The 20,696-nt window shown below is 31.5% G+C and carries 17 protein-coding genes and 1 tRNA gene; 6 read left to right on the top strand and 12 right to left on the bottom strand.

The features are described 5' to 3' along the window. Positions 1-12: 12 nt before the first annotated feature. From mnmC2 to ACW9UN_RS05215, 3 genes are read right to left on the bottom strand one after another with little or no spacing between them, the layout of a single operon-like run. Positions 13-717: a tRNA (5-methylaminomethyl-2-thiouridine)(34)-methyltransferase MnmC2 gene (mnmC2, locus tag ACW9UN_RS05225; RefSeq protein WP_459484528.1), complete on the bottom strand. Its 705-nt coding sequence runs from the start codon at positions 715-717 to the stop codon at positions 13-15. Next, positions 717-1,142 (bottom strand): hypothetical protein, encoded by a 426-nt coding sequence (locus ACW9UN_RS05220; RefSeq protein WP_459484526.1) that lies wholly within the window; start codon positions 1,140-1,142, stop codon positions 717-719. The genes mnmC2 and ACW9UN_RS05220 overlap by 1 nt, the downstream gene beginning before the upstream one ends. Continuing rightward, positions 1,142-1,648 (bottom strand): DUF4920 domain-containing protein, encoded by a 507-nt coding sequence (locus ACW9UN_RS05215; RefSeq protein WP_459484524.1) that lies wholly within the window; start codon positions 1,646-1,648, stop codon positions 1,142-1,144. The genes ACW9UN_RS05220 and ACW9UN_RS05215 overlap by 1 nt, the downstream gene beginning before the upstream one ends. 118 nt (positions 1,649-1,766) lie before the next feature. Between ACW9UN_RS05215 and ACW9UN_RS05210 the strand changes: the two genes are divergently transcribed. Together ACW9UN_RS05210 and ACW9UN_RS05205 are read left to right on the top strand one after the other, a co-directional pair. Next, positions 1,767-2,822 carry a branched-chain amino acid aminotransferase gene (locus tag ACW9UN_RS05210; protein WP_459484522.1) on the top strand — a complete coding sequence of 352 codons (1,056 nt, stop codon included), beginning with the start codon at positions 1,767-1,769 and terminating at the stop codon, positions 2,820-2,822. Between the two features lie 283 nt (positions 2,823-3,105). After that, a complete protein-coding gene (locus ACW9UN_RS05205; protein WP_459484521.1) occupies positions 3,106-4,056 on the top strand; it encodes an MBL fold metallo-hydrolase in 951 nt (316 codons plus the stop codon). A 145-nt stretch (positions 4,057-4,201) separates the two neighbouring features. Here the strand turns inward: ACW9UN_RS05205 and ACW9UN_RS05200 are convergent, their stop codons facing one another. After that, entirely contained in the window at positions 4,202-4,588 is a 387-nt protein-coding gene (locus tag ACW9UN_RS05200; protein WP_459484519.1) for a pyrophosphohydrolase domain-containing protein, read from the bottom strand. A gap of 121 nt (positions 4,589-4,709) precedes the next feature. Here ACW9UN_RS05200 and ACW9UN_RS05195 point away from each other — a divergent pair, with 121 nt between their 5' ends. Beyond that, on the top strand, positions 4,710-4,925 hold the full coding sequence (locus ACW9UN_RS05195; RefSeq protein WP_397445347.1) for a hypothetical protein: 216 nt from the start codon (positions 4,710-4,712) through the stop codon (positions 4,923-4,925). Between the two features lie 2 nt (positions 4,926-4,927). Here ACW9UN_RS05195 and ACW9UN_RS05190 read toward each other — a convergent pair whose 3' ends face one another. From ACW9UN_RS05190 to ACW9UN_RS05175, 4 genes are all read right to left on the bottom strand, one after another. Further along, the gene (locus tag ACW9UN_RS05190) at positions 4,928-5,845 is read right to left on the bottom strand and encodes an ion channel (protein ID WP_459484517.1); all 918 of its coding nucleotides are present in this window, start codon (positions 5,843-5,845) and stop codon (positions 4,928-4,930) included. A 100-nt stretch (positions 5,846-5,945) separates the two neighbouring features. Beyond that, entirely contained in the window at positions 5,946-6,512 is a 567-nt protein-coding gene (locus tag ACW9UN_RS05185; protein ID WP_459484516.1) for a DNA-3-methyladenine glycosylase I, read from the bottom strand. Next, positions 6,509-7,285 (bottom strand): hypothetical protein, encoded by a 777-nt coding sequence (locus ACW9UN_RS05180; protein WP_459484514.1) that lies wholly within the window; start codon positions 7,283-7,285, stop codon positions 6,509-6,511. The genes ACW9UN_RS05185 and ACW9UN_RS05180 overlap by 4 nt, the downstream gene beginning before the upstream one ends. Positions 7,286-7,293: 8 nt before the next feature. Beyond that, on the bottom strand, positions 7,294-8,607 hold the full coding sequence (locus tag ACW9UN_RS05175) for a M24 family metallopeptidase (RefSeq protein ID WP_459484956.1): 1,314 nt from the start codon (positions 8,605-8,607) through the stop codon (positions 7,294-7,296). A gap of 224 nt (positions 8,608-8,831) precedes the next feature. Here ACW9UN_RS05175 and ACW9UN_RS05170 point away from each other — a divergent pair, with 224 nt between their 5' ends. Next, the gene (locus ACW9UN_RS05170) at positions 8,832-9,269 is read left to right on the top strand and encodes a DUF6146 family protein (protein ID WP_459484513.1); all 438 of its coding nucleotides are present in this window, start codon (positions 8,832-8,834) and stop codon (positions 9,267-9,269) included. On the opposite strand, the gene ACW9UN_RS05165 is transcribed toward ACW9UN_RS05170, so the two are convergent. After that, entirely contained in the window at positions 9,262-9,756 is a 495-nt protein-coding gene (locus ACW9UN_RS05165) for a dihydrofolate reductase (protein WP_459484510.1), read from the bottom strand. The genes ACW9UN_RS05170 and ACW9UN_RS05165 overlap by 8 nt on opposite strands. A gap of 300 nt (positions 9,757-10,056) precedes the next feature. On the opposite strand from ACW9UN_RS05165, the gene ACW9UN_RS05160 reads away from it, so the two are divergent. Next, the gene (locus ACW9UN_RS05160; RefSeq protein ID WP_459484509.1) at positions 10,057-10,353 is read left to right on the top strand and encodes an isoamylase early set domain-containing protein; all 297 of its coding nucleotides are present in this window, start codon (positions 10,057-10,059) and stop codon (positions 10,351-10,353) included. Between the two features lie 289 nt (positions 10,354-10,642). Here ACW9UN_RS05160 and ACW9UN_RS05155 read toward each other — a convergent pair. Further along, positions 10,643-10,714, bottom strand: a tRNA-Gln gene (locus ACW9UN_RS05155). Positions 10,715-10,886: 172 nt separating this feature from the next. Here ACW9UN_RS05155 and ACW9UN_RS05150 point away from each other — a divergent pair. Continuing rightward, positions 10,887-14,030, top strand: a complete 3,144-nt coding sequence (locus tag ACW9UN_RS05150) for a glycosyltransferase family 117 protein (RefSeq protein WP_459484507.1) — start codon at positions 10,887-10,889, stop codon at positions 14,028-14,030. A gap of 518 nt (positions 14,031-14,548) precedes the next feature. Here ACW9UN_RS05150 and ACW9UN_RS05145 read toward each other — a convergent pair. Further along, positions 14,549-16,012 (bottom strand): glutamate synthase subunit beta, encoded by a 1,464-nt coding sequence (locus ACW9UN_RS05145; protein WP_459484506.1) that lies wholly within the window; start codon positions 16,010-16,012, stop codon positions 14,549-14,551. 4 nt (positions 16,013-16,016) lie between these two features. Continuing rightward, positions 16,017-20,528, bottom strand: a complete 4,512-nt coding sequence (gene gltB, locus ACW9UN_RS05140) for a glutamate synthase large subunit (RefSeq protein ID WP_459484504.1) — start codon at positions 20,526-20,528, stop codon at positions 16,017-16,019. Positions 20,529-20,696 lie beyond the last annotated feature (168 nt).

Genomic DNA, 20,696 nt, shown 5'->3' with positions numbered 1-20,696 from the left:
ATAGTACAAAAATTAATCTAATTTCTTTTTGATTGCTCTTAACATTTCTCTTTTTCCTGGAGGACCTTCTAATCTTTCTACAGTAAAACCAACACTTTGCAAGGCTCTTCTTACACTGCCCTTTGCAGAGTAGGTAGTTAAAACACCTTCTATTTTTAAAGCGTGATACATTTTTTTAAAAATAGATTCCGTCCATAATTCTGGTTGATTTGTAGCTCCAAAAGCATCAAAATAAATGATATCGAATCGATTTTCATCATCTATATTTTCGAAAAACTGTTTTCTTTTAGTGAGTTTAAAAAGCTCCGAAATTTGATGTTTTACATCCCAAGAAATTTGATGCATTTGTTCAAATTCTGATTTATTTTTTAGCGCTTTTAATTCAGAAACATAATTTAGTTTAAGAATTTCATCATCTAAAACAGGATAAGCTTCTACACCAATATAATCTACTTTTAAGTTTTTCTTTTGGGATTCTAAAAAAGTAATAAATGCATTTAAACCAGTACCAAAACCAATTTCTAAAATAGATATTTCATCAAACTTGTTTTTATCAACTTCTACAAGAAAATCATTATAAAACTTCTCAAAACCTGCTTTTATAAAAACGTGATACGCTTCTTGTATAGCTCCGTGTTTGGAGTGGTATTGCTCATTCCAATCTGGTAAATGTATGGAGGTTGATCCATCTGAAGTAATAATTATTTCTCTCTTCACTATTCTTTAATCAATAGTTTTTTTATTTTAGGAATAGGGCCAATACAGGTAGTTTTATGGCAAGCAATGCAACTATTAATGGTTTTATTATGACTAAATTTTAAAGAGTCTTTTGGTGTTTCAAAAAGCATTTTATAATTCTTTAAATAAAAGTCAGAAAAACCTTTAAATGCGGCATTCCTATCTGTAGAATCTGTAAGTTTTGCAGTGTGAATTTTAGAAAATTCTTGATGATATTTTTCAGGAGATTTACCTTCTAAAATCAGTTTTTTGTTTTCTAAATTTACTTGGTACATATTAAGCATTAAAGCAGCCATTTCTGACTGCTGATATGCTTTATTTTCTTGTATAATTACTTTGTTTTCTTTTTTATCAACACAAGATAAAACGCATATAAACAGCAATAAGCAAAGTAATTTTTTCATTATTTTTTCATTAAAACACCATTAGCTTCAAAAGAAAATTCTTTTTTTGGTGCTGTAATTTTAGCAATTTCTTCATCTGTTTTCCCTGCATCTTCTGCATAATGTTTTAACTCATCTACAGAAGTTTCTTTTAAAAATGCCTTACCTTCTACTATAACTTCTCTGTCTTTAGCATCTAAAGGCATAAAAAAACCATAATCTTTAAAACGTACCATTGTTTCAGTTTCGCCAACTGGTAATTTCATCCAACATCCTTTTTTAGAACAAACTTCATTAATTTTAGATGCAAATTTTACATTTATAGTATCACCAACATTTAAAGTATTGAATTTTACCAACATTTCTTCTGATGATAAGGCTTTATCTGCCGAAATTTTATCACCAAAAGAATCGTAATTAGAAGCTATTTTAGTTACTTCTTTGTCAGTAACTTTTTCTACTTTCTCTTTTTTACAAGCTGCAAATGCTAAAAGTGTAATAGCATAAATTTTTATTATATTTTTCATATTCATAATTTTAAACGGAAACTTTACAAATGTAATAAAATTAACAAGAAAACAGCGATTTTGGTTACATATTGAATAAATAAATTATGTACATTTGTAGCGATTAAACTCATTAAAAATGACAACAAGCATAGCTATTGAACGTGTTAAAGAATCGAAGATAACTTCTGTTGATTTTAACAATTTACCTTTTGGTAGTGTATATTCTGACCATATGTTAACTTGCGATTTTGTAAACGGCAAATGGCAAGAACCAAAAATTGAACCTTTTGCACCTATTGCATTAGATCCTTCTGCTAAGATTTTTCATTATGGGCAATCTATTTTTGAAGGGATGAAAGCTTATAAAGATGCTGATGATAATGTGATGCTTTTTAGACCTTTAGACAACTGTAAGCGTTTGAACAAATCTGCTGCGCGTTTGGTAATTCCAGAAATTCCTGAGGATATTTTTATGGATGGATTAAAAACTTTGTTAGAAGTTGATCGTGATTGGATACCTACAAACGACGGAAGTTCTTTATACATCAGACCTTTTATGTTTGCTTCTGGTAATGGTTTTCATGCATCACCCGCAGACGCTTATAAATTTATAATTTGTACTGCTCCTTCTGGTGCTTATTTTGCAGGAAAAGTAAAGGTTTTAATCGAAGAAAAATATGCACGTGCTGCAAATGGTGGTGTGGGTTATGCTAAAGCTGGTGGTAATTATGCTGCACAATTTTACCCAACACAATTGGCTATAGACAAAGGTTACAATCAAGTAATTTGGACAGACGATAACTCGCATCAATTTATTGAGGAAGCTGGTGCAATGAATATTTTTGTAAGAATTAACGATACTTTAATTACCAGCCCAACAAGCGATAGAATTCTTGACGGAATTACACGTAAAAGTATTTTGCAAATTGCAGAAGACAATGGTATTGATACAGAGGTAAGAAAAATTTCTGTTGGTGAAGTTGTAGAAGCTGCTAAAAATGGTAGTTTAAAAGAAATGTTTGGAGCAGGAACTGCTGCTGTAATATCGCCAATTGCAGGTTTTGGCTATCAAGAAAATGATTTTGATTTGCCTGTCTTAGAAAATCCGTATGCTTATCAATTAAAAAAATTAATAACCGATATTCAAACCAACAAAGCTGATGACCCTTATGGGTGGCGCGTTTTTGTTTAGTAGATATCTATATAAACTTTAAAGAGCATCAATTCATTTTGATGCTTTTTTGTTGTTTTAAATTTAGTATCTTTAAAAAGTAAAGCGCTACATTATGTAAATATTGGCAAAAGATTGATAGTACAATTGGCTGGAAACAAGAAACAATTGTGTACTTTTAAAATACGCATTCGCTTTACCCAAAGTATGTGAGCCAAAAGAAAAAACGCTGATTAAAAAAAAATATAGATGAAATTGTAAAAATTGATCAAGAGTTTTAGCAATAATCGAATAATTTTAAATAATGAAATATCTTTTTTCTCTTTTTGTTTTTCTCTTTTTTATTTCTTGTGATAGAATTAATATAACAGAAGAAAATACTGCAAAAAAACCACCTCAATATATTACTGTTTTAGGAATTGCACAAGATGGTGGTTATCCTCATATTGGTTGTAAAAAACAGTGTTGTGCCAATGTTTATAGTGGAAAAGAACAGCGAAAAAGTGTTGTTGCTCTGGGTTTAGTTGATGCTCAGCATCAACAAAAGTGGTTATTTGAAGCTACACCAGATATGCATACGCAATTGGCTGATTTAGAAAACAATCATTTAAAAACAAATTCAATTATCAATGGCGTTTTTTTAACACACGCACATATTGGGCATTATACAGGTTTAATGTATTTTGGAAGAGAAGCTTATGGAAAAAAGAACATTCCTGTTTTTGCTATGCCAAAAATGAAGCAATTTTTGGTAAGTAATGGGCCTTGGAGCCAATTGATTTCTTTAGAAAATATTAAGCTAAAAAGTTTGCAAAAAGATTCTACAATAATTTTAAATAACACCTTAAAAGTTACTCCTTTTTTAGTGCCACACAGAGATGAATTTTCAGAAACTGTGGGTTATAAAATTGAAGGATCAAAAAAAACTGCACTATTTATTCCTGATATTGACAAGTGGGGAAAATGGAAAAAGGATATTATTGAAGAGGTTAAAAAAGTAGATTATGCTTTTTTAGATGCCACTTTTTTAAATCAGAATGAAGTAAAAAGAGCGATGACAGAAGTTCCTCATCCATTTATACAAGAAACCATTGCTTTATTTAAAAATGAATCTTTAGCCACAAAAAATAAGGTTGTTTTTATTCATTTTAATCATACAAATCCTGTAATTCAAAAGAGTAGTAGTACAGAAAGAGTTAAAATAGAGAAACTGGGGTTTCAATTTGCGGAGGAAGGTATGCAAATTGAGATATAAGTCAATCAGGTTTTTATTTTTACTATCAATAATAAAGTTTATCCTTAATGTAAAACAATAATTGGCTTTAAAAACAAATACTTTAAAGAGGTAGTAAAGAAAATTAGCTACTTAAATTTTACAAAATTCAATGCTAAAACAAAAATTACTTTTCTAATATTTCTTTAATATTTGGTTTAAAATAGTTGGGCCCTTTTAAAACCTTGCCATCTTCTCTATAAATCGGTTTACCATCTTCACCCAACTTACTCATGTTAGAACGTTGAATTTCTTGAAATACTTCTTCTATTTTATCTTGCATGCCATGCTCAATTATAGTACCACACAAAATATATAACATATCTCCTAAAGCATCTGCAACCTCTACCAAATCGTTATTTTTTGCAGCCTCTAAATACTCTTCGTTTTCTTCTTTCATCAACTCAAAACGCAATTGTTTTCTATCCTCAGAAATATGTACAGTGGGTGTATCTTGTATATTTAATTGAAATGCGGTATGAAAAGCATGTACTGCTGCTATTTTATCTTTCATTTTTATGATTTTGAAATCGTAAAATTCTACGATTTATTCGTAATTTTGTTGTGTTAAATATATAGAAACTTAATTATAATTTAAAGCTTCTAAAAAGGAAACCACCAAAAATATATAAAGAATGATTCAAATGATTTTTAATGCATATTTTACTACAGGCAGAATTGTTTTTATCATCTTTTTTGTATTGGCTTTTGGGTCTTTAATTGTTTGGAGTTACAGAAAAGATATTCAAAGCCATAACAGACATTACAAAAATGCGGGTAAAAAAGTATTGTTGTATGGTAGTATAATTATTGCGGTTTTTGTTGCTATTAGAATTATTTTTGGCAACTAACACTACATCTTTTCGACTTCGCTTAATTTATCATGATCTAAAACTGTAAAGCCCTTAACATCAAAACTTGATGCTGATGCATATTTTACATCTGTAATTAAATCATCAAAATCGTAAGAGTTGATTTGATATACTTTTTGTGAAAATGATTCTTCGTGATAATTGATTAAAATATACAAATGGGCGTCTAAATTTACAATTTCGTCTTTGGAGTATTTGTATAATGGACTATTTTTATCAATTTGATGTACAATTGTCCAAATAGTTGGCAGGTACATTATTTTGCTACGCTCTAGTTTTAATTGATAAAAATTTCGTTTAAACTTCTTGTTTTTTTGTTCTTCAGTTACAGATAAAGTAACTGTAATTTCAGGCTCAATCATTACAGTTTTTCGGCTGTTTATCAAACGAAACATAATGGCTTGTCCATCTTTAAAATCTCTTAAAATTAAATTTTCACTAAATCGAATGTTTGCTTTTGGCTTAGAAAAACGCCCATACAACATTCCTGTAATAAAAGAAAAACTCAACAAACCAATCATGGCTTCAAAAGCAGCAATAAAATTTGCTGTAATACCTTTTGGTGTTATTCCACCATAACCTACTGTGGTTAAGGTTTGAGCGCTGAAAAAAAATCCGTTTAAAAAATCTTGAAAAAAAGTGCCTTGAGGTTTTGTAATTTCTTCAATTCCAATAGCCACATAGAGCAAACCAAAAATGATATTTAACAAGGTATACGCCAAAATGATGAGTATAAAAAACTGCCACCAAGATATGTCTATAAAATAAGTGTACAAATCGTTTACATTACGTTTTCTATTGATGTGGTTTACATTGCTTGAGCCATCATCATTAATAACGCTTTGTGCATTTTTTTTAGAGTTATACCCAAAACCTGGATCCTTAGATTTTCTTGCCATGTTACGCTTTTCTGTATATTTTTCTTGGATAATCAGAGGTTTTTATTCCTTATTTTTTACAATTCTTCAATTATTTCTTCGTAAATCACTCGTTTAATTTTTATATTGATGTCATTGGATGCTTAAAACAATCTGTTGTATGATCGTTTACCATACCTACAGCCTGCATATAGGCATACATGATGGTTGACCCTGTAAATTTAAATCCTCTTTTTTTTAAATCTTTTGATAGTTGATCAGAAATAGGTGATGTTGCAGGTACGTCTTCTCTTTTATGAAATGTATTGATGATTGGTTTTCCATCCACATAACTCCACACAAATTTTGAAAACGATCCGTATTCTTTTTGAATATCCATAAACAATTGTGCATTGGTAATGGCGCTTCTTATTTTTAGTTTATTTCTAATAATGCCAGCATTTTCCATCAATTCATTGAACTTACTTTCTGGATATTCTGCTATTTTTTGATAATCGAAATTGTCAAAAGCCTTTCTAAAATTTTCTCTTTTATTTAAAATTGTAATCCAACTTACGCCTGCTTGGAAAGTTTCTAATACTAAAAACTCAAACAAAGTTGTATCATCATACACAGGAACTCCCCACTCAAAATCGTGGTATTCTTGATACAATTTACTATCAGTTACCCAAAAACATCTGTGCTTCATCTTGTTGATTTTAATTGCTGTTTCCTCATACTTTTCAATCTTTTCCAAGCTTTTTGATGCAAAACAATATACACCACAAAACAACCAATATCTAACAAAAAGTAAAACAAACTGATACCACTTGGCGGATTGTTACTTGGTAAAAATTCGAATACTCCAAAACCTATACTTGGCCATTTCCAAGCCCCAAAAGCTGTACCACCGATTTCTAAAATTACAACTAAAACGTACATTGAAAAGAAAAACAAGCGATCTTTTGGTCTTTTCCATAAAATTAGAAATACAAAAATGGTCATTACAAAACCGAATACATCATTTAAAAATAGGAGGTAAGTTGTTGAAACTATTATCATAATTACTATTAAAAAAGATTCAATTTCTTTATGATATTTTTTTACTATTGATGCTTTGCTAAACCTAAATATTCTCGCATATAAAACACCATGACCAAAAGGCACATATAATGGCACGTTTTCTAGTCTGTAAGTATACATACCTAATACTTTAGAGAAAAAATGCTCACCAATAAAACCTAAAATTACTGCAATAACCATTAATTCTCTTACTCGTGGATTTGCACGATACAACATGGCCACAAAAGCCAAACCCATAAGAACATTGAGCATTGTTTGCGATTTAAAAATGTGTTCATTAAAATAAACACCATCAATAAAAAGTAAAAAAACTGCTGCAATAAACAAACCAGCTTCTCTAAAAAAAATAATTAGTATTTCTTTTAGGTCTTTTTTCGGAATTTTTAAAAAGGAAAGCAACAAATGTGTTAATTTATTTTTATAGGTTTTACTGCAATCTGTCTTTCGTTAACATATTCAAAAGTGTCATCACCAAAAAAACCAGCTTCTTCTAGCATAATTCTGATGTCTTTATTCCACTCTTTAATATAAACAGTCGTATTTAATTCAATGGCATAGGCTGTATTTTTTTGTAGAGGATAATCGCCATTAAAAGGCACTCCACCTTGAGCATCCCACATCCCAATAGTAGTCCCTGCACTATGCCCATATTTTCCTAAAGGATGTGTGTAAATAGATGGACGTAAACCTTCGGATTTTCCTTTTGTTAATGCTGATAATAAAATTTCATTTCCTGTTTTACCAGATTTCATGGTACTTGTTAAAATATCTTGTACTCTGTTTCCTTTTTTAAAGGCTTCTTGTAAAAATTGAGGAACTTCTTTTTCATCATCTTTTAAAACATAAGCATGTTGCTGACAATCTGTATTTAACCCTATATAAGTAATGCCAAAATCGCAATGTAATAAATCTCCTTTTTGTATAATTTTTTTGTCTTTACTTTTTGAAAAAGATTCGATATGCGATTTTAAAGCTTCGTTATTTCTTTGCACGTCTATGGTTGGATGAAACCAGGTTTCTAAACCTAAATCTGTAACTTTTTGACGCATAAACCAAACCAAATCTTCTGTTGAAGTTTTACCAGGAATAATGGTTTTTGATGAAAATGTTTCATCAATAATATCATGAGTAATTTTTACTAGTTTTCTAAAAAGCGCGAGCTCTTTTTCGGTTCTGGTTTCTAACCAAGCAATACCTAATTTTTCTGCAGATACTAATTTAGAAACGTCTTTTTTTGGTAGGTTTTGAACGAGTTCATCATAATCTGTCTTAACCAAACCATCTGCCAAAGCAAAATGTGTAGATATATTGATTCCTATTTTCTTAGGGTTTCGTTCTTTAATAATTGCTGCCAATGCTTTCCATTGGTTGGGTTCTTTTTCTTTATTCCAAGCAGATTGTATGCTTTTACCAATATCATATCTAGCAACTGCCAAACGTTCTAAAGTGTTTTTTTCTTTATCTCTATAAAAAACAATAATGGTTCTTCTTCTTGCATTTAACCAAGTTGCAGGCAACATGGTTTTTAAAATGGGGTCTTCATTATATTCTCTAGAAATCAGTAACCATAGATCTATCTCTGCTTTGTCCATTAAATCTGGGAGCAAATTTGTAAATCTATCTTCTAGTAATTCATCTTTGATAGTGGCCCTATCTCGCTCTTTTAAAATTGAGTAGGTATTTTTATCTTTTTTTGGTGAGCTACAGGAGATGATGCCCATTAAAAACAATAGCGTAACGAATTGGAATTTCATTTTTAAAAAAAATTAAGTTTTAAAATTAGTATTAATGCTTGAAAAAGTGGTATATTTTTTGAACTATTTTTATAGTACGCGAGTTCACTCAATATAAAGTAGTATTTGCTCATTATAGATTTTTAATCGTATAAGATACAATTACATTTGAACAACACTAATAAAACAACAATTTAATACATTTACATCGTATGAAACTTTTAACACAAATAATAGCTATATTTATTTTAACGCTTTCTTTTTGGGCTTGTGGCTCATCATCTACCATAACTAAAAAAGTTACTGAAAAGGAAGAACCTGTGGTGATTGCTAACGATAGTTTAGAGTATGAGATTATTATTATAGATCCAGGTTTTACCTATTTTTTAAATGCCATTGCACAACCAGAGGGATTTTACGCTCAAAGCTATTTAGAGGCAAGAAATAGAGCTTGGGTAATTACTTGGAATCAGAGGTTTCAAAATCCTAGTCAGTTTAACGACAGAATTTATGAAAATAGAATTGATTACCAACCAAATATTGATTATGGTTATGAAGTGAATTACAAACTTTTTAATTACTTTTTATTTGCACAACGCAAATATAAAATGAGTTTGGGAGGTGGTTTTAGAACTGATAGGATTAATTAGTAATTTTCTTGTAACGAACAAAGCTATAGTCGAATTTATTTTTTTCATCAGCAATAAAATCTTCTCTTTTAACTTCTTCCCAAATATTTAAATCAATTTCAGGAAAAAACACATCTGCCTCAAACTCTTGATGAACTAATGTGATGTCTAAGACATCTACCAAATCATTTTCAATGGCATATTTGTAAATTTGCGCACCACCAATAATATAGATTTGATGATCATTTTTTGCCATATCTAAGGCATCTTCTACACTATTTGCAATTAAACACCCTTCTTGAGTATAATTACTATTTCTGGTAATGATTATAGTAGTTCTATTAGGTAAAGGTTTTCCTATAGATTCAAAAGTATTTCTACCCATTATTATATGGTGTCCTGTGGTAACTTTCTTGAATCTTTTTAAATCTGCTGGTAAATGCCAAATCAAATCGTTATTTAATCCTAAGGCATTATTTTTTGCAATTGCGGCTATAATTGTAACCATACTGTACTCATAGTTTTAAACAAAAATAACTTAAAAGTTCACAAAACTTGACGTTTTGGGTGAATTTTAAACAAAAATAAAGATTAGCGAATACGTTTTCGACCTAAAAACCCTGAAAATCAGCGAAAAACAAGTGTATTATTTTTTGTAAAACTATAATATAGCTCTGCTTTTATTTTGAAATCTCAATAATTTATATGAGGTTTTTATTAAACTGATAATTCTTTATACTTAGTGAAAGATATTGTATTAGATTACAATCTTCTTTATATTTTTACAATATAATTTAATCGAATAATTATGGCAATAAAAAAACAATTTTTAAAGAGTAAACCAGTATGTAAAGTAACTTTTACTGTACCTGCTGAAGATGCTAAAAATGTTGCAGTAGTAGGAAGCTTTAACGAATGGAATGAAGAAGCTACACCACTTAAAAAATTAAAAAACGGATCTTTTAAAGGTACTGTTAATTTAGAAACTGGTAGTTCTTATGAATTTAGGTACTTAATTGACGGCACTTATACCAACGAACTAGAAGCTGATAGCCTTGCTTGGAACGATTTTGCAGGTGCAGAAAACAGCGTATTAAGTTTATAATATTGGTTATGTTAAAGAAAAAAGAGCTTTTAAATATATATTTAAAAGCTCTTTTTTCTTTTTAATACCTATCTAAAACTAAAACCAGAATATACCTTTTGATTGGTGTAAATGTCTGTGATTTGTGGTAACTGAATGAATACTACCAAAAGTTGATTTTTTTAATAGAAATTGCAAGAAAAAAAAGGAGGGCTTTGCTACAAAAGTTTTAAGGTTTTTTAAAAATCATGTAATACTTTATATAAAGCAAAAAAGCAACTGATAATCAATTGATTAAAAGTTGCTTTAGTTGGCCTACAAGGACTCGAACCTTGAATGACGGTACCAAAAACCGGTGTGTTACCAATTACACCATAGGCCAATGCTTGTTAGCGGATGCAAATTTAATATATTCTTTTAATTTTGCAAACATTTTTTTATAATTTTTGTATTTAACAAACTTTTATGAAGATATCAACAATTAGAAAAGTCTACCTAGCCCTTGTTTATTCATAATTATTAGTAAATTCGCCCACACGTAATAATCAACTTTTATGACACCAGCAAATTTTAATAAATGGAACATCATTTTAGGATGGGGTACATTTGCTATTGCATTAGTTACTTACACTTTAACTTTAGAGCCTACTGTTAGTGCCTGGGATGTAGGAGAATATATTTCTACTGCTGTAAAACTTGAAGTTGGGCATCCACCAGGAGCACCTCTTTTTCAAATGCTTGGCGCATTTTTTGCAATGTTTACATCAGATACAGCTGAGATTGCTAAAATGGTAAATTTTATGTCTGCCTTAGCAAGTGCTTTCACCATCTTATTTATGTTTTGGACTATAAGTAACTTAGCAGAAAAATTAGCCGCAAAAACGGGTAATATTTCAAAAGGAAAACGCATTGCTATTCTTGGTAGTAGTCTAGTTGGTTCTTTAACCTACACATTTTCTGATAGTTTTTGGTTTAGCGCAGTAGAAGGTGAAGTTTATGCAATGTCGTCATTTTTAATGGCATTAATCTTTTGGTTAGGTTTAAAATGGGAAAGTGAAATAAACACACCTAGAGGCAACAAATGGTTAGTTTTAATAAGTTTTGTAGTTGGTTTATCATTTGGTGTACATATACTATCATTGCTAGTTATACCAGCTGTTGTGATGTTATATTTCTTTAAAACCTACACAGATATCAATTTAAAAACAACAGCAATAGCTACCATTTTTTCGGTTTTTGTTTTAATATTGGTCTTTAAATTTATCTTTCCATTTACCCTAAAATTCTTTAGTGCATCAGAACTATTTTTTGTAAACACTGTTGGTTTACCTTTTAATTCAGGAAGTATTATTGCGGCTATTATTTTAGTAGCTCTTTTTATCTTCGGATTAAACTACACAAGAAAAAAACAAAAAGTAACTGCCAACACGTTAATTATATCTTTATTATTTATAATGATTGGTTTTTCTTCTTGGATGATGCTGCCAATCAGAGCCAATGCTAACACAACTATCAACGAAAACAATCCGTCTAGTGCTCGTGAATTATTAGCTTACTATGAACGTGAACAATATGGAGATGCCAACGTGTTTTATGACACCTATTATTCTAATAAGTACAGTGACGAAAGAGATAGAGAAAACCCGACAAGAGATGACAAACCTAAATACGAGAAAAAAGTTGTTAAAGGTAAAGATCGTTATGTAATTGTAAATGTTTATAAAGATGTTTTACCTAACTATTCTGATAAACATAAAGGGTTTATACCCAGAATGGTAAATCCAGCATCTGAAGAAAAATACAAGGCTATAGCAGGGATTCCTGCCAACAGTAAACGTAGACCAACTTTTGCAGAGAACATTAAATTTATGATAAGCTACCAGTTTGGTTATATGTATGGACGCTATTTTATGTGGAATTTTGTTGGTAGACAAAACGACATTCAAGGTAATTTAGACATTTATAACGGAAATTGGATTAGTGGTATTAACGCTATTGATGAAGCAAGATTAGGTTCACAAAAAATGCTACCTTGGCAAGTTCTACTAAATAAAGGTAGAAATACCTACTTTTTTCTTCCGTTTATTCTAGGATTAATTGGGTTACTCTATCAAATCAAAAAAGATAAAAATAACTTTTTTACATTGTTTCTCTTCTTCGCTTTTACAGGTTTTGCTATTATTTTTTACACAAACCCAAAACCTTTTGAACCAAGAGAACGTGATTATGCTGTAGTTGGTAGTTTTTACATCTTTGCAATTTGGGTGGGCTTTGGCGTATTAGCACTTTATGAATATTTGAAAAATTTTGCATCTCGAAGAAGAGTTGCTGTTGCTGTTTCTGTAATTTCGTTATTAGCCGTACCAACATTAATGGCGTATCAAAACTGGGATGACCACGACCGCTCTAATAGATATACCACACGTTTAAATGCTCAAGCATATTTAGAAAGTTGCGATCCTAATGCCATTATGTTTACCATTGGAGATAATGATACTTTTCCTCTTTGGTACATGCAAGAAGTAGAGGGAATTAGAACTGATATAAAACTAATTAACACAAGTCTTTTTCAAACAGATTGGTACATAGACCAAATGAAAAGAAAAACTTATGATGCAGCCCCTATTCCATCACAATTAACACACGATGAATATAAATACGGAACATTAGATGTAGCGTATTATTTTCAAGAATTGTTTCCTCAATTAAAAGACTCTGTTTTAGAGTTAGAGAATTTTATGAAATGGATTCAAAGCGATAGTAAACGTACGTTTTATGATTTAGATGACGATGGAAACCCTGAAAAAATATTGCCTACCAATAAAATTAGAATTCCTGTTAATAAAGAAAATGTACTAAAATATGGTATAGTAGCACAAAAAGATGCTGATAAAATTGTGCCTTATATAGATATTACAATTGATAGAGCTATTGGTAAAAACACCATTTTAATGCTAGATATTTTAAATAATTTTGATTGGAAACAACCCATTTATTTTACTGGAGGTTCTAACGCTGATAGTGAGTACATTTGGTTAAAAGATTATTTACAATTAGATGGCGTTGCTTTTAAATTTGTGCCTATAAAAACGCCAACAAAAATTTATGATGATAATGGAAAACTGGTTCGTCAGTTGAGTTTGTTTGACATTGGTAGAATTGATCCCGAAAAAATGTACAACAACGTTAAAAAATGGGAATGGAGAAACATAAACGATGGTAAAATATACTTAGATGAACAAACCAAACGAAACGCAATTTCGCTTAGAAATAGTTTAATGCGCCTGTCTGCTGCATTTGCTAAAGAAGGAGATACTATTAAGGCAGTTGAAGTGTTAGATTTATCATTAGATAAATTGCCTATCGAAGATTTTGATCATTATAGTTTATCTATGGAATACCCAGAAATGTATTATAAACTGGGCGAAGTTGAAAAAGCAAGAGAGACTGCAGAAAATTTAATGCGCTTATTTCGAGAAAAATTGGTTTGGTTTAGCACTTTTGATGTTGACGATTTTGATATGATTTTTGAAGAATTTGACATGACTTTTAGATATTTATACAGAGGAGTTATCGATCAAGTTGCACAATATGATAATGACCCTGAATTGATAAAAGAGTTGCAAGAAGAGTATAATAAAACACTTAGTCTGTTTAGTCATATTTTTCCAGAGGAAACCGAACAAGTACAAGAATAATTAAAACAATTAGAGTTTAATATAGCTTTTTAGCATGATGTATGTAGCTTTATTTTTCTGAAAAACAGCATATTGTTATTTAGAACATTACTGAGGTAAAAATAAATTTTGTTAAAAGTGGCTTGCAAAGTAAATAGTGTAGCTAAGAAATCTCAAATTTAAACTAAGATTTTTCCATTTTAGTAGCAAGGATGTTCAACTCTTTTACTCAGTTTTTTTTGTTATCTCAGCCTTGTGGAAAAATCTTATATCGTAAAGTATTGGTTTCGTGGTTTCTTGCTTGCGCTTTATTCGGAAAGGCATTCGTTTTAAATCATAAAATAGGAGATGAGTTCATAAAAAATAGTTTTGAGGTCGAACTCAGGTTTTTTAATAAGATCTATTTTTTTTGTTGAATGAATGATTTATCAAAAGCATAATACCTTAAAATAATACGAAGCTCTTTGAGTTGTAAAAACCAAAAACGCATCAATATTAATTTGATGCGTTTTTATTTATAAACTAAAGAAGTTTTAAAATTACATAGCTACTAAGTCTCCAGTAATATCTTTTGATGGTAATTCTGATTTTCCCATTAAGTACAAATCTACTTGACGAGCAGCTTCTCTACCTTCTGAAATGGCCCAAACAATTAAAGATTGTCCTCTACGCATATCTCCAGCAGTAAAGATGTTTGGAATATTGGTTTGATATTTTCCATATTCAGCTTTATAATTAGAACGTGCATCTGTTTTAATGCCTAATTTGTCTGCTAAAGTATTTTCTGGACCTGTAAAACCTAAGGCTAATAAAGCTAAATCACATGGCCAAGTTTTTTCTGTACCTGCAATTTCTATCAACTGAGGTCTTTCTCCGGGCACCATTTTCCATTCTACATTTACGGTTTTTAGGGCAACTAATTTATTGTTATCATCTGTAACAAATTCTTTGGTGTTGATTAACCAATTACGCTCTACACCTTCTTCATGAGAAGAAGAGGTTTTTAATTGTAATGGCCAAAAAGGCCAAGGAGTAGATGGCGATCTGTGTCCTGGAGGTTTTGGCATAATCTCGAAGTTTACCACAGATTTTGCTCCATGTCTATTAGAAGTACCAATACAATCTGAACCTGTATCTCCACCACCAATTACAATCACATTTTTATCAGTTGCCTTTATTTGGTCTTTTACTTCTTTACCAAATAACACTTTTGTTTGTTGGGTTAAAAAATCCATAGCTTGTACAACACCATCAGCATCAATACCAGGAGTAGGTAAGCTACGTCTTTTTGTTGCACCACCACAAAGTACTATTGCATCAAAAGCTTTTAGATCTTCAACATCATAATTTACACCCACATTTATATTGGTTTTAAATACGATACCTTCAGCCTCTAAAATTTTTACTCTTCTATCAATAACTTCTTTTTCCATTTTAAAATTCGGAATTCCATATCGCAATAGTCCACCAACTTCATCATCTCTTTCAAATACAGTAACTGTATGTCCTGCTCTGTTTAGTTGTTGTGCAGTTGCTAAGCCTGCAGGGCCTGAACCTACTACAGCAATAGTTTTACCTGTTCTAGATTTTGGAGGTTGAGGTTTAATCCAACCTTCTTTAAAAGCACGTTCTACGATATTTTTTTCGATATTTTCTATAGATACTGGATCTTCAATAATACCTAAAACGCATGATTTTTCGCAAGGAGCAGGGCATAATCTTCCTGTAAATTCTGGGAAGTTGTTTGTAGAATGCAAAATCCATGAGGCTTTTTGCCATTCCCCTTGATGTACCATGTGGTTAAAATCAGGAATAAGATTTCCTAAAGGGCAACCACTATGGCAAAAAGGAATACCACAGTCCATACAACGTGAACCTTGTTTCGTAAGTTCCTTTTCAGTAAGTGGAACTGTAAATTCTTTATAATTTTGTACACGATCTTTAACAGATACGTACTTTTCATCTTGTCTTTCAAACTCTTTAAATCCTGTTACTTTTCCCATGACACTATGCTATTGTTAATTCTTCTACCATTGGTTCTTCTGTTCTTAAACGTTCTAAAGCACGTTTATATTCAGTTGGCATCACTTTTACAAAGTTATTTACAGCTGTATCCCAATCTGCTAATAAACTAGTGCCTTTTTTACTATCTGTATATAAAACGTGTTTTTCTATAGATGCTTTTAAATCTGCAGCATCTTCACCTTCTACTTTTTCAAATTCTATAGTTTCTGTATTGCAGAGGCCGTTTACGAATTTATTTTCAGGGTCGTATACGTAAGCGATACCACCACTCATACCTGCAGCAAAGTTTCTACCTGTTTTACCAAGAACCACTATTTTACCACCAGTCATATATTCACAACAGTGATCACCAACACCTTCAACAACAGCAGTTGCACCAGAGTTACGCACTGCAAAACGCTCTCCTGCAATTCCGTTAATGTAAGCCTGACCATTTACAGCACCAAATAAACAAACGTTACCCACAATGATATTTTCATCAGCAATAAAATCTGCTTTGGTTGGTTTTTTAACAATTAATTTAGCTCCAGATAAACCTTTTCCTAAATAATCGTTGGTGTTTCCTTCTAGCGTAAATGTTAATCCGAAAGCACCAAAAGCGCCAAAACTTTGTCCTGCAGAACCTGTAAAGTTGATGTTTAATGTATCTTCAGGTAAGCCCAAATGACCATAAATTTTAGAAATTTCGTTGCTTACAATAGCACCCACAGTTCTGTTTGTGTTTTTTATAGGATACACAAGATTCATTTTTTCTTTACGATATAAAGCTCTATGTGAATCTTTTAAAATGGTAAAGTCTAAAACACCTTCTAAATTATGATCTTGTTGTTCTGTATTTTTAACTGTTAAGCTTTTATATACGCTTGGTCTGTGTAATATGCTCGATAAATCTAAGCCTTTGGCTTTATAATGATCAATAGCTTTATTGGCATTGATTTTATGAGTTTGCCCAACCATTTCAGCTAAGGTTCTGAAACCTAATTGTGCCATAATTTTTCTTAACTCTTCTGCTACATAATAGAAAAAGTTGATGACATGCTCAGGCGTACCTTTAAAGTTTTTTCTTAACTCTTTATCTTGAGTTGCAATACCAACAGGACAGGTGTTTAAATGACATTTACGCATCATAATACAACCAGAAGCTACCAAAGGAGCTGTTGCAAAACCAAATTCTTCTGCCCCTAATAATGCAGCAATGGCTACATCACGTCCCGTTTTTAATTGACCATCACACTCAACTACAATTCTACTTCTTAAGTTATTTAACACCAGAGTTTGTTGTGCTTCAGATAAACCAAGTTCCCAAGGTAAACCAGCATGTTTTAAAGAGGTTAGAGGAGAGGCTCCTGTACCACCATCATATCCTGAGATTAAAACAACATCGGCTTTTGCTTTAGCCACACCTGCAGCAATAGTTCCTACACCAACTTCTGATACCAATTTTACATTGATTCTTGCTTCACGATTAGCATTTTTTAAATCGAAAATTAATTGTGCTAAATCTTCGATAGAATAAATGTCATGATGAGGTGGTGGCGAAATCAATCCTACAAAAGGTGTTGAATTTCTTGCATCTGCAATCCAAGGTAACACTTTATAGCCAGGTAATTGTCCTCCTTCACCCGGTTTTGCTCCTTGAGCCATTTTAATTTGGATTTCTCTTGCATTTGTTAAATAATGAGAGGTTACCCCAAATCTACCAGAAGCAACTTGCTTAATGGCAGAGTTTCTACTATCTCCATTAATATCTTTTTGAAAACGTTTTCTATCTTCACCACCTTCTCCAGAATTGGATTTTCCACCAATTCTATTCATTGCAATCGCTAAGTTTTCATGAGCTTCTCTAGATATAGATCCGTAAGACATGGCACCCGTTTTAAAGCGTTTTACAATTTCTGTCCAAGGTTCTACTTCATCTAAAGGAATAGGATCTAGATTGTCAAACTCAAATAAACCACGAATGGTCATTAAATTTTCTGCTTGTTCGTTGATGGCTTTTGAATATACATCGTAACTGGCTTGATCGCTTAAACGAACAGCTTGTTGTAATTTTGATATGGTGGTTGGATTGAATAAATGGCGTTCTCCATTTCTTCTCCATCTGTAATCACCACCAATATTTAGCCCTAAGTTTTTGTCAATTTGATTGTCAGGATATGCTTGTTTATATCTTTTATCGATCTCTTTTTCAATTTCGTATAAACCAATACCTTCTATTCTTGAAGCAGTGTAAGGGAAATATTTTTCTACAAATTGAGAATTGAAACCAACGATTTCGAAAATTTGAGAACCTCTATATGAATGTAAGGTTGAGATTCCGATTTTATTCATCACCTTTAAAATACCCTTACCAATGGCCATATTAAAATTATCGACAGCCTTTTGTTCGTCCATATCAGTAATAAAGCCTTCTTTTACTTGCATTCTGATAATTTCATTTACCATATATGGGTTGATGGCGCTTGCACCGTAACCAAATAATGTGGCAAAATGATGAGGTTCACGTGGTTCAGCAGATTCAATAATAATATCAAAATAAGAACGCTTGCGCAATCTGTTTAATTGATGATTTACATAAGAACAAGCCAGTAAAGCGGGTATAGGAGCAAACTCTTGGTTTACACCTCTATCTGAAAGTATTATAATATTTGTCTTTCTTTCTAAAGCCTTTTCTATTTGTAGAATAATATTATCCAAAGCATCTTCTAAGCCATTTACACCCTGTGATTTTGGATATAAGATTTCGATAGTTTCTGCTTTAAAACTTTCGATATCTATGGTTCTAATTTTTTCTAAATCAGCATTTGAAATTACAGGATTTTGAATTCTTAGTTTTCTACATTGTCTATCTGTAATGCTAAAAATATTTCGATCTTTCCCTAAATTTAAGCTGATATCTGTTACAATATTTTCACGAATTCCATCTAAAGGTGGATTGGTAACTTGCGCAAACAATTGCTTGAAATAGTTAGAAATTAATTGCGGTCTGTCTGATAAAACTGCTAATGGTGTATCAATTCCCATTGAACCCAAGGCCTCTTTACCCACTTGTGCCATTGGTGTAATAACTTCTTGTATGTCTTCGAAAGTATAATTAAATAAACGTTGACGAGTTTTAATATCTATAGTTTCTATTGGGCAAGTTTCGTTAGTGTAAGGAACATCTTTTAAGTGAAGGCGAGACCTGTCTAGCCATTCTTGATAAGGTCTTTCAGTAACGATTTTATTTTTGATTTCTTCATCATCAATAATTCTACCTTCATTCATGTCTACCAAAAACATTCTTCCTGGTTCTAATCTACCGTGTTTTTTAACATCAGAAGGATCAATATCTACCACACCAACCTCAGAAGACATGATTAATTTACCACTTTTTGTTAAGGTGTATCTTGAGGGTCTTAAACCATTTCTGTCTAGTAAAGCACCAATATAGTCTCCGTCTGTAAAAGGTACAGAAGCAGGTCCATCCCAAGGTTCCATAATACAAGCATTATATTCGTAAAATGCTTTACGTTCAGGAGACATTGTTGCATGTTTTTCCCAAGCTTCAGGAATCATCATCATCATAATTTCTGGCAATGAACGTCCTGTATGTGTTAATAACTCTACCACCATATCCATAGAAGCGGAGTCAGATTTGCCTGGTAAAATTATCGGGAAAAGTTTTTCGATTTGAGGGCCAAATACTTCACTTTTCATAATTTCTTCACGAACACGCATTCTACTTACGTTACCACGTAAGGTGTTAATTTCTCCATTTTGACACATGTGTCTGAACGGTTGTGCCAATTCCCAAGTAGGCATGGTGTTGGTAGAAAAACGTTGGTGTACTAAGGCTAAGCGAGTTACCAAGTCAATTTCTTGAAGGTCTAAATAATATGGTCCAATATCTTCAGGCATAATTATACCTTTATAGATAATGGTTGTAATAGATAAACTTGGAATGTAAAAATAGTTCGCTTCAGAAATTTTAGATTCTCTGATTTCGTGTTCTGCTATTTTGCGTGCAGCGTACAATTTAGCCTTAAATGTAGCTTCATCAATGTCATCAGTTTTTCCAATAAAAAGTTGTTCTATATTTGGTTCTGATGCAAGTGCTATTTCACCTAGTTGTGTAGAATCTACAGGAACTTTTCTCCATCCTAGAATAGAAAGCCCTTGATTTTGCACTTCGTTTTCAAAAATAGTTTTACAGAAGTTATATTGATTGGATACTTTCGGTAAAAAAACCATACCTACTGCATACTCTCTTTGTTTGGGTAGCGGAAATTCGCAGACTCTTGTAAAATAATCGTGAGGAATATCTATTAATAAACCTGCTCCATCTCCTGTTTTACCATCTGCACTTACACCACCTCTATGCTCTAGTTTTACGAGTATTTCTAGGGCATCGTGTATAATTTGGTTTGTCTTATCTCCATTTAAATTACATATAAAACCAGCGCCACAATTTTCATGTTCAAACTCTGGTAAGTATAGTCCTTGTTTCTCCATATTAAAATCAATTATATCTACAAAGCTATGTATTTTGTTGAATATAATTTAGTTTTTGAGTCTCTTTGATGTAATTTTTGTGATGAAATTAAAAAATTAGTAAAAATTAAATATTTATGATAATTATACCTAATTTATTTGTGATATTCATAAAAACAAGAAAAACAC

Source organism: Polaribacter litoreus (genome assembly GCF_054584775.1).
Note: the sequence above shows the minus strand (reverse complement) of the source record. Positions and strands in the feature narration are given on the sequence as shown.

Bases quoted from the DNA above. Each gene is read 5' to 3' on its own strand.
- ACW9UN_RS05220 (WP_459484526.1), bottom strand. From the start codon at position 1,142: ATGAAAAAATTACTTTGCTTATTGCTGTTTATATGCGTTTTATCTTGT.
- ACW9UN_RS05215 (WP_459484524.1), bottom strand. From the start codon at position 1,648: ATGAAAAATATAATAAAAATTTATGCTATTACACTTTTAGCATTTGCA.
- ACW9UN_RS05210 (WP_459484522.1), top strand. From the start codon at position 1,767: ATGACAACAAGCATAGCTATTGAACGTGTTAAAGAATCGAAGATAACT.
- ACW9UN_RS05205 (WP_459484521.1), top strand. From the start codon at position 3,106: ATGAAATATCTTTTTTCTCTTTTTGTTTTTCTCTTTTTTATTTCTTGT.
- ACW9UN_RS05200 (WP_459484519.1), bottom strand. From the start codon at position 4,588: ATGAAAGATAAAATAGCAGCAGTACATGCTTTTCATACCGCATTTCAA.
- ACW9UN_RS05195 (WP_397445347.1), top strand. From the start codon at position 4,710: ATGATTCAAATGATTTTTAATGCATATTTTACTACAGGCAGAATTGTT.
- ACW9UN_RS05190 (WP_459484517.1), bottom strand. From the start codon at position 5,845: ATGGCAAGAAAATCTAAGGATCCAGGTTTTGGGTATAACTCTAAAAAA.
- ACW9UN_RS05185 (WP_459484516.1), bottom strand. From the start codon at position 6,512: ATGAAGCACAGATGTTTTTGGGTAACTGATAGTAAATTGTATCAAGAA.
- ACW9UN_RS05175 (WP_459484956.1), bottom strand. From the start codon at position 8,607: ATGGGCATCATCTCCTGTAGCTCACCAAAAAAAGATAAAAATACCTAC.
- ACW9UN_RS05170 (WP_459484513.1), top strand. From the start codon at position 8,832: ATGAAACTTTTAACACAAATAATAGCTATATTTATTTTAACGCTTTCT.
- ACW9UN_RS05165 (WP_459484510.1), bottom strand. From the start codon at position 9,756: ATGGTTACAATTATAGCCGCAATTGCAAAAAATAATGCCTTAGGATTA.
- ACW9UN_RS05160 (WP_459484509.1), top strand. From the start codon at position 10,057: ATGGCAATAAAAAAACAATTTTTAAAGAGTAAACCAGTATGTAAAGTA.
- ACW9UN_RS05150 (WP_459484507.1), top strand. From the start codon at position 10,887: ATGACACCAGCAAATTTTAATAAATGGAACATCATTTTAGGATGGGGT.
- ACW9UN_RS05145 (WP_459484506.1), bottom strand. From the start codon at position 16,012: ATGGGAAAAGTAACAGGATTTAAAGAGTTTGAAAGACAAGATGAAAAG.
- gltB (WP_459484504.1), bottom strand. From the start codon at position 20,528: ATGGAGAAACAAGGACTATACTTACCAGAGTTTGAACATGAAAATTGT.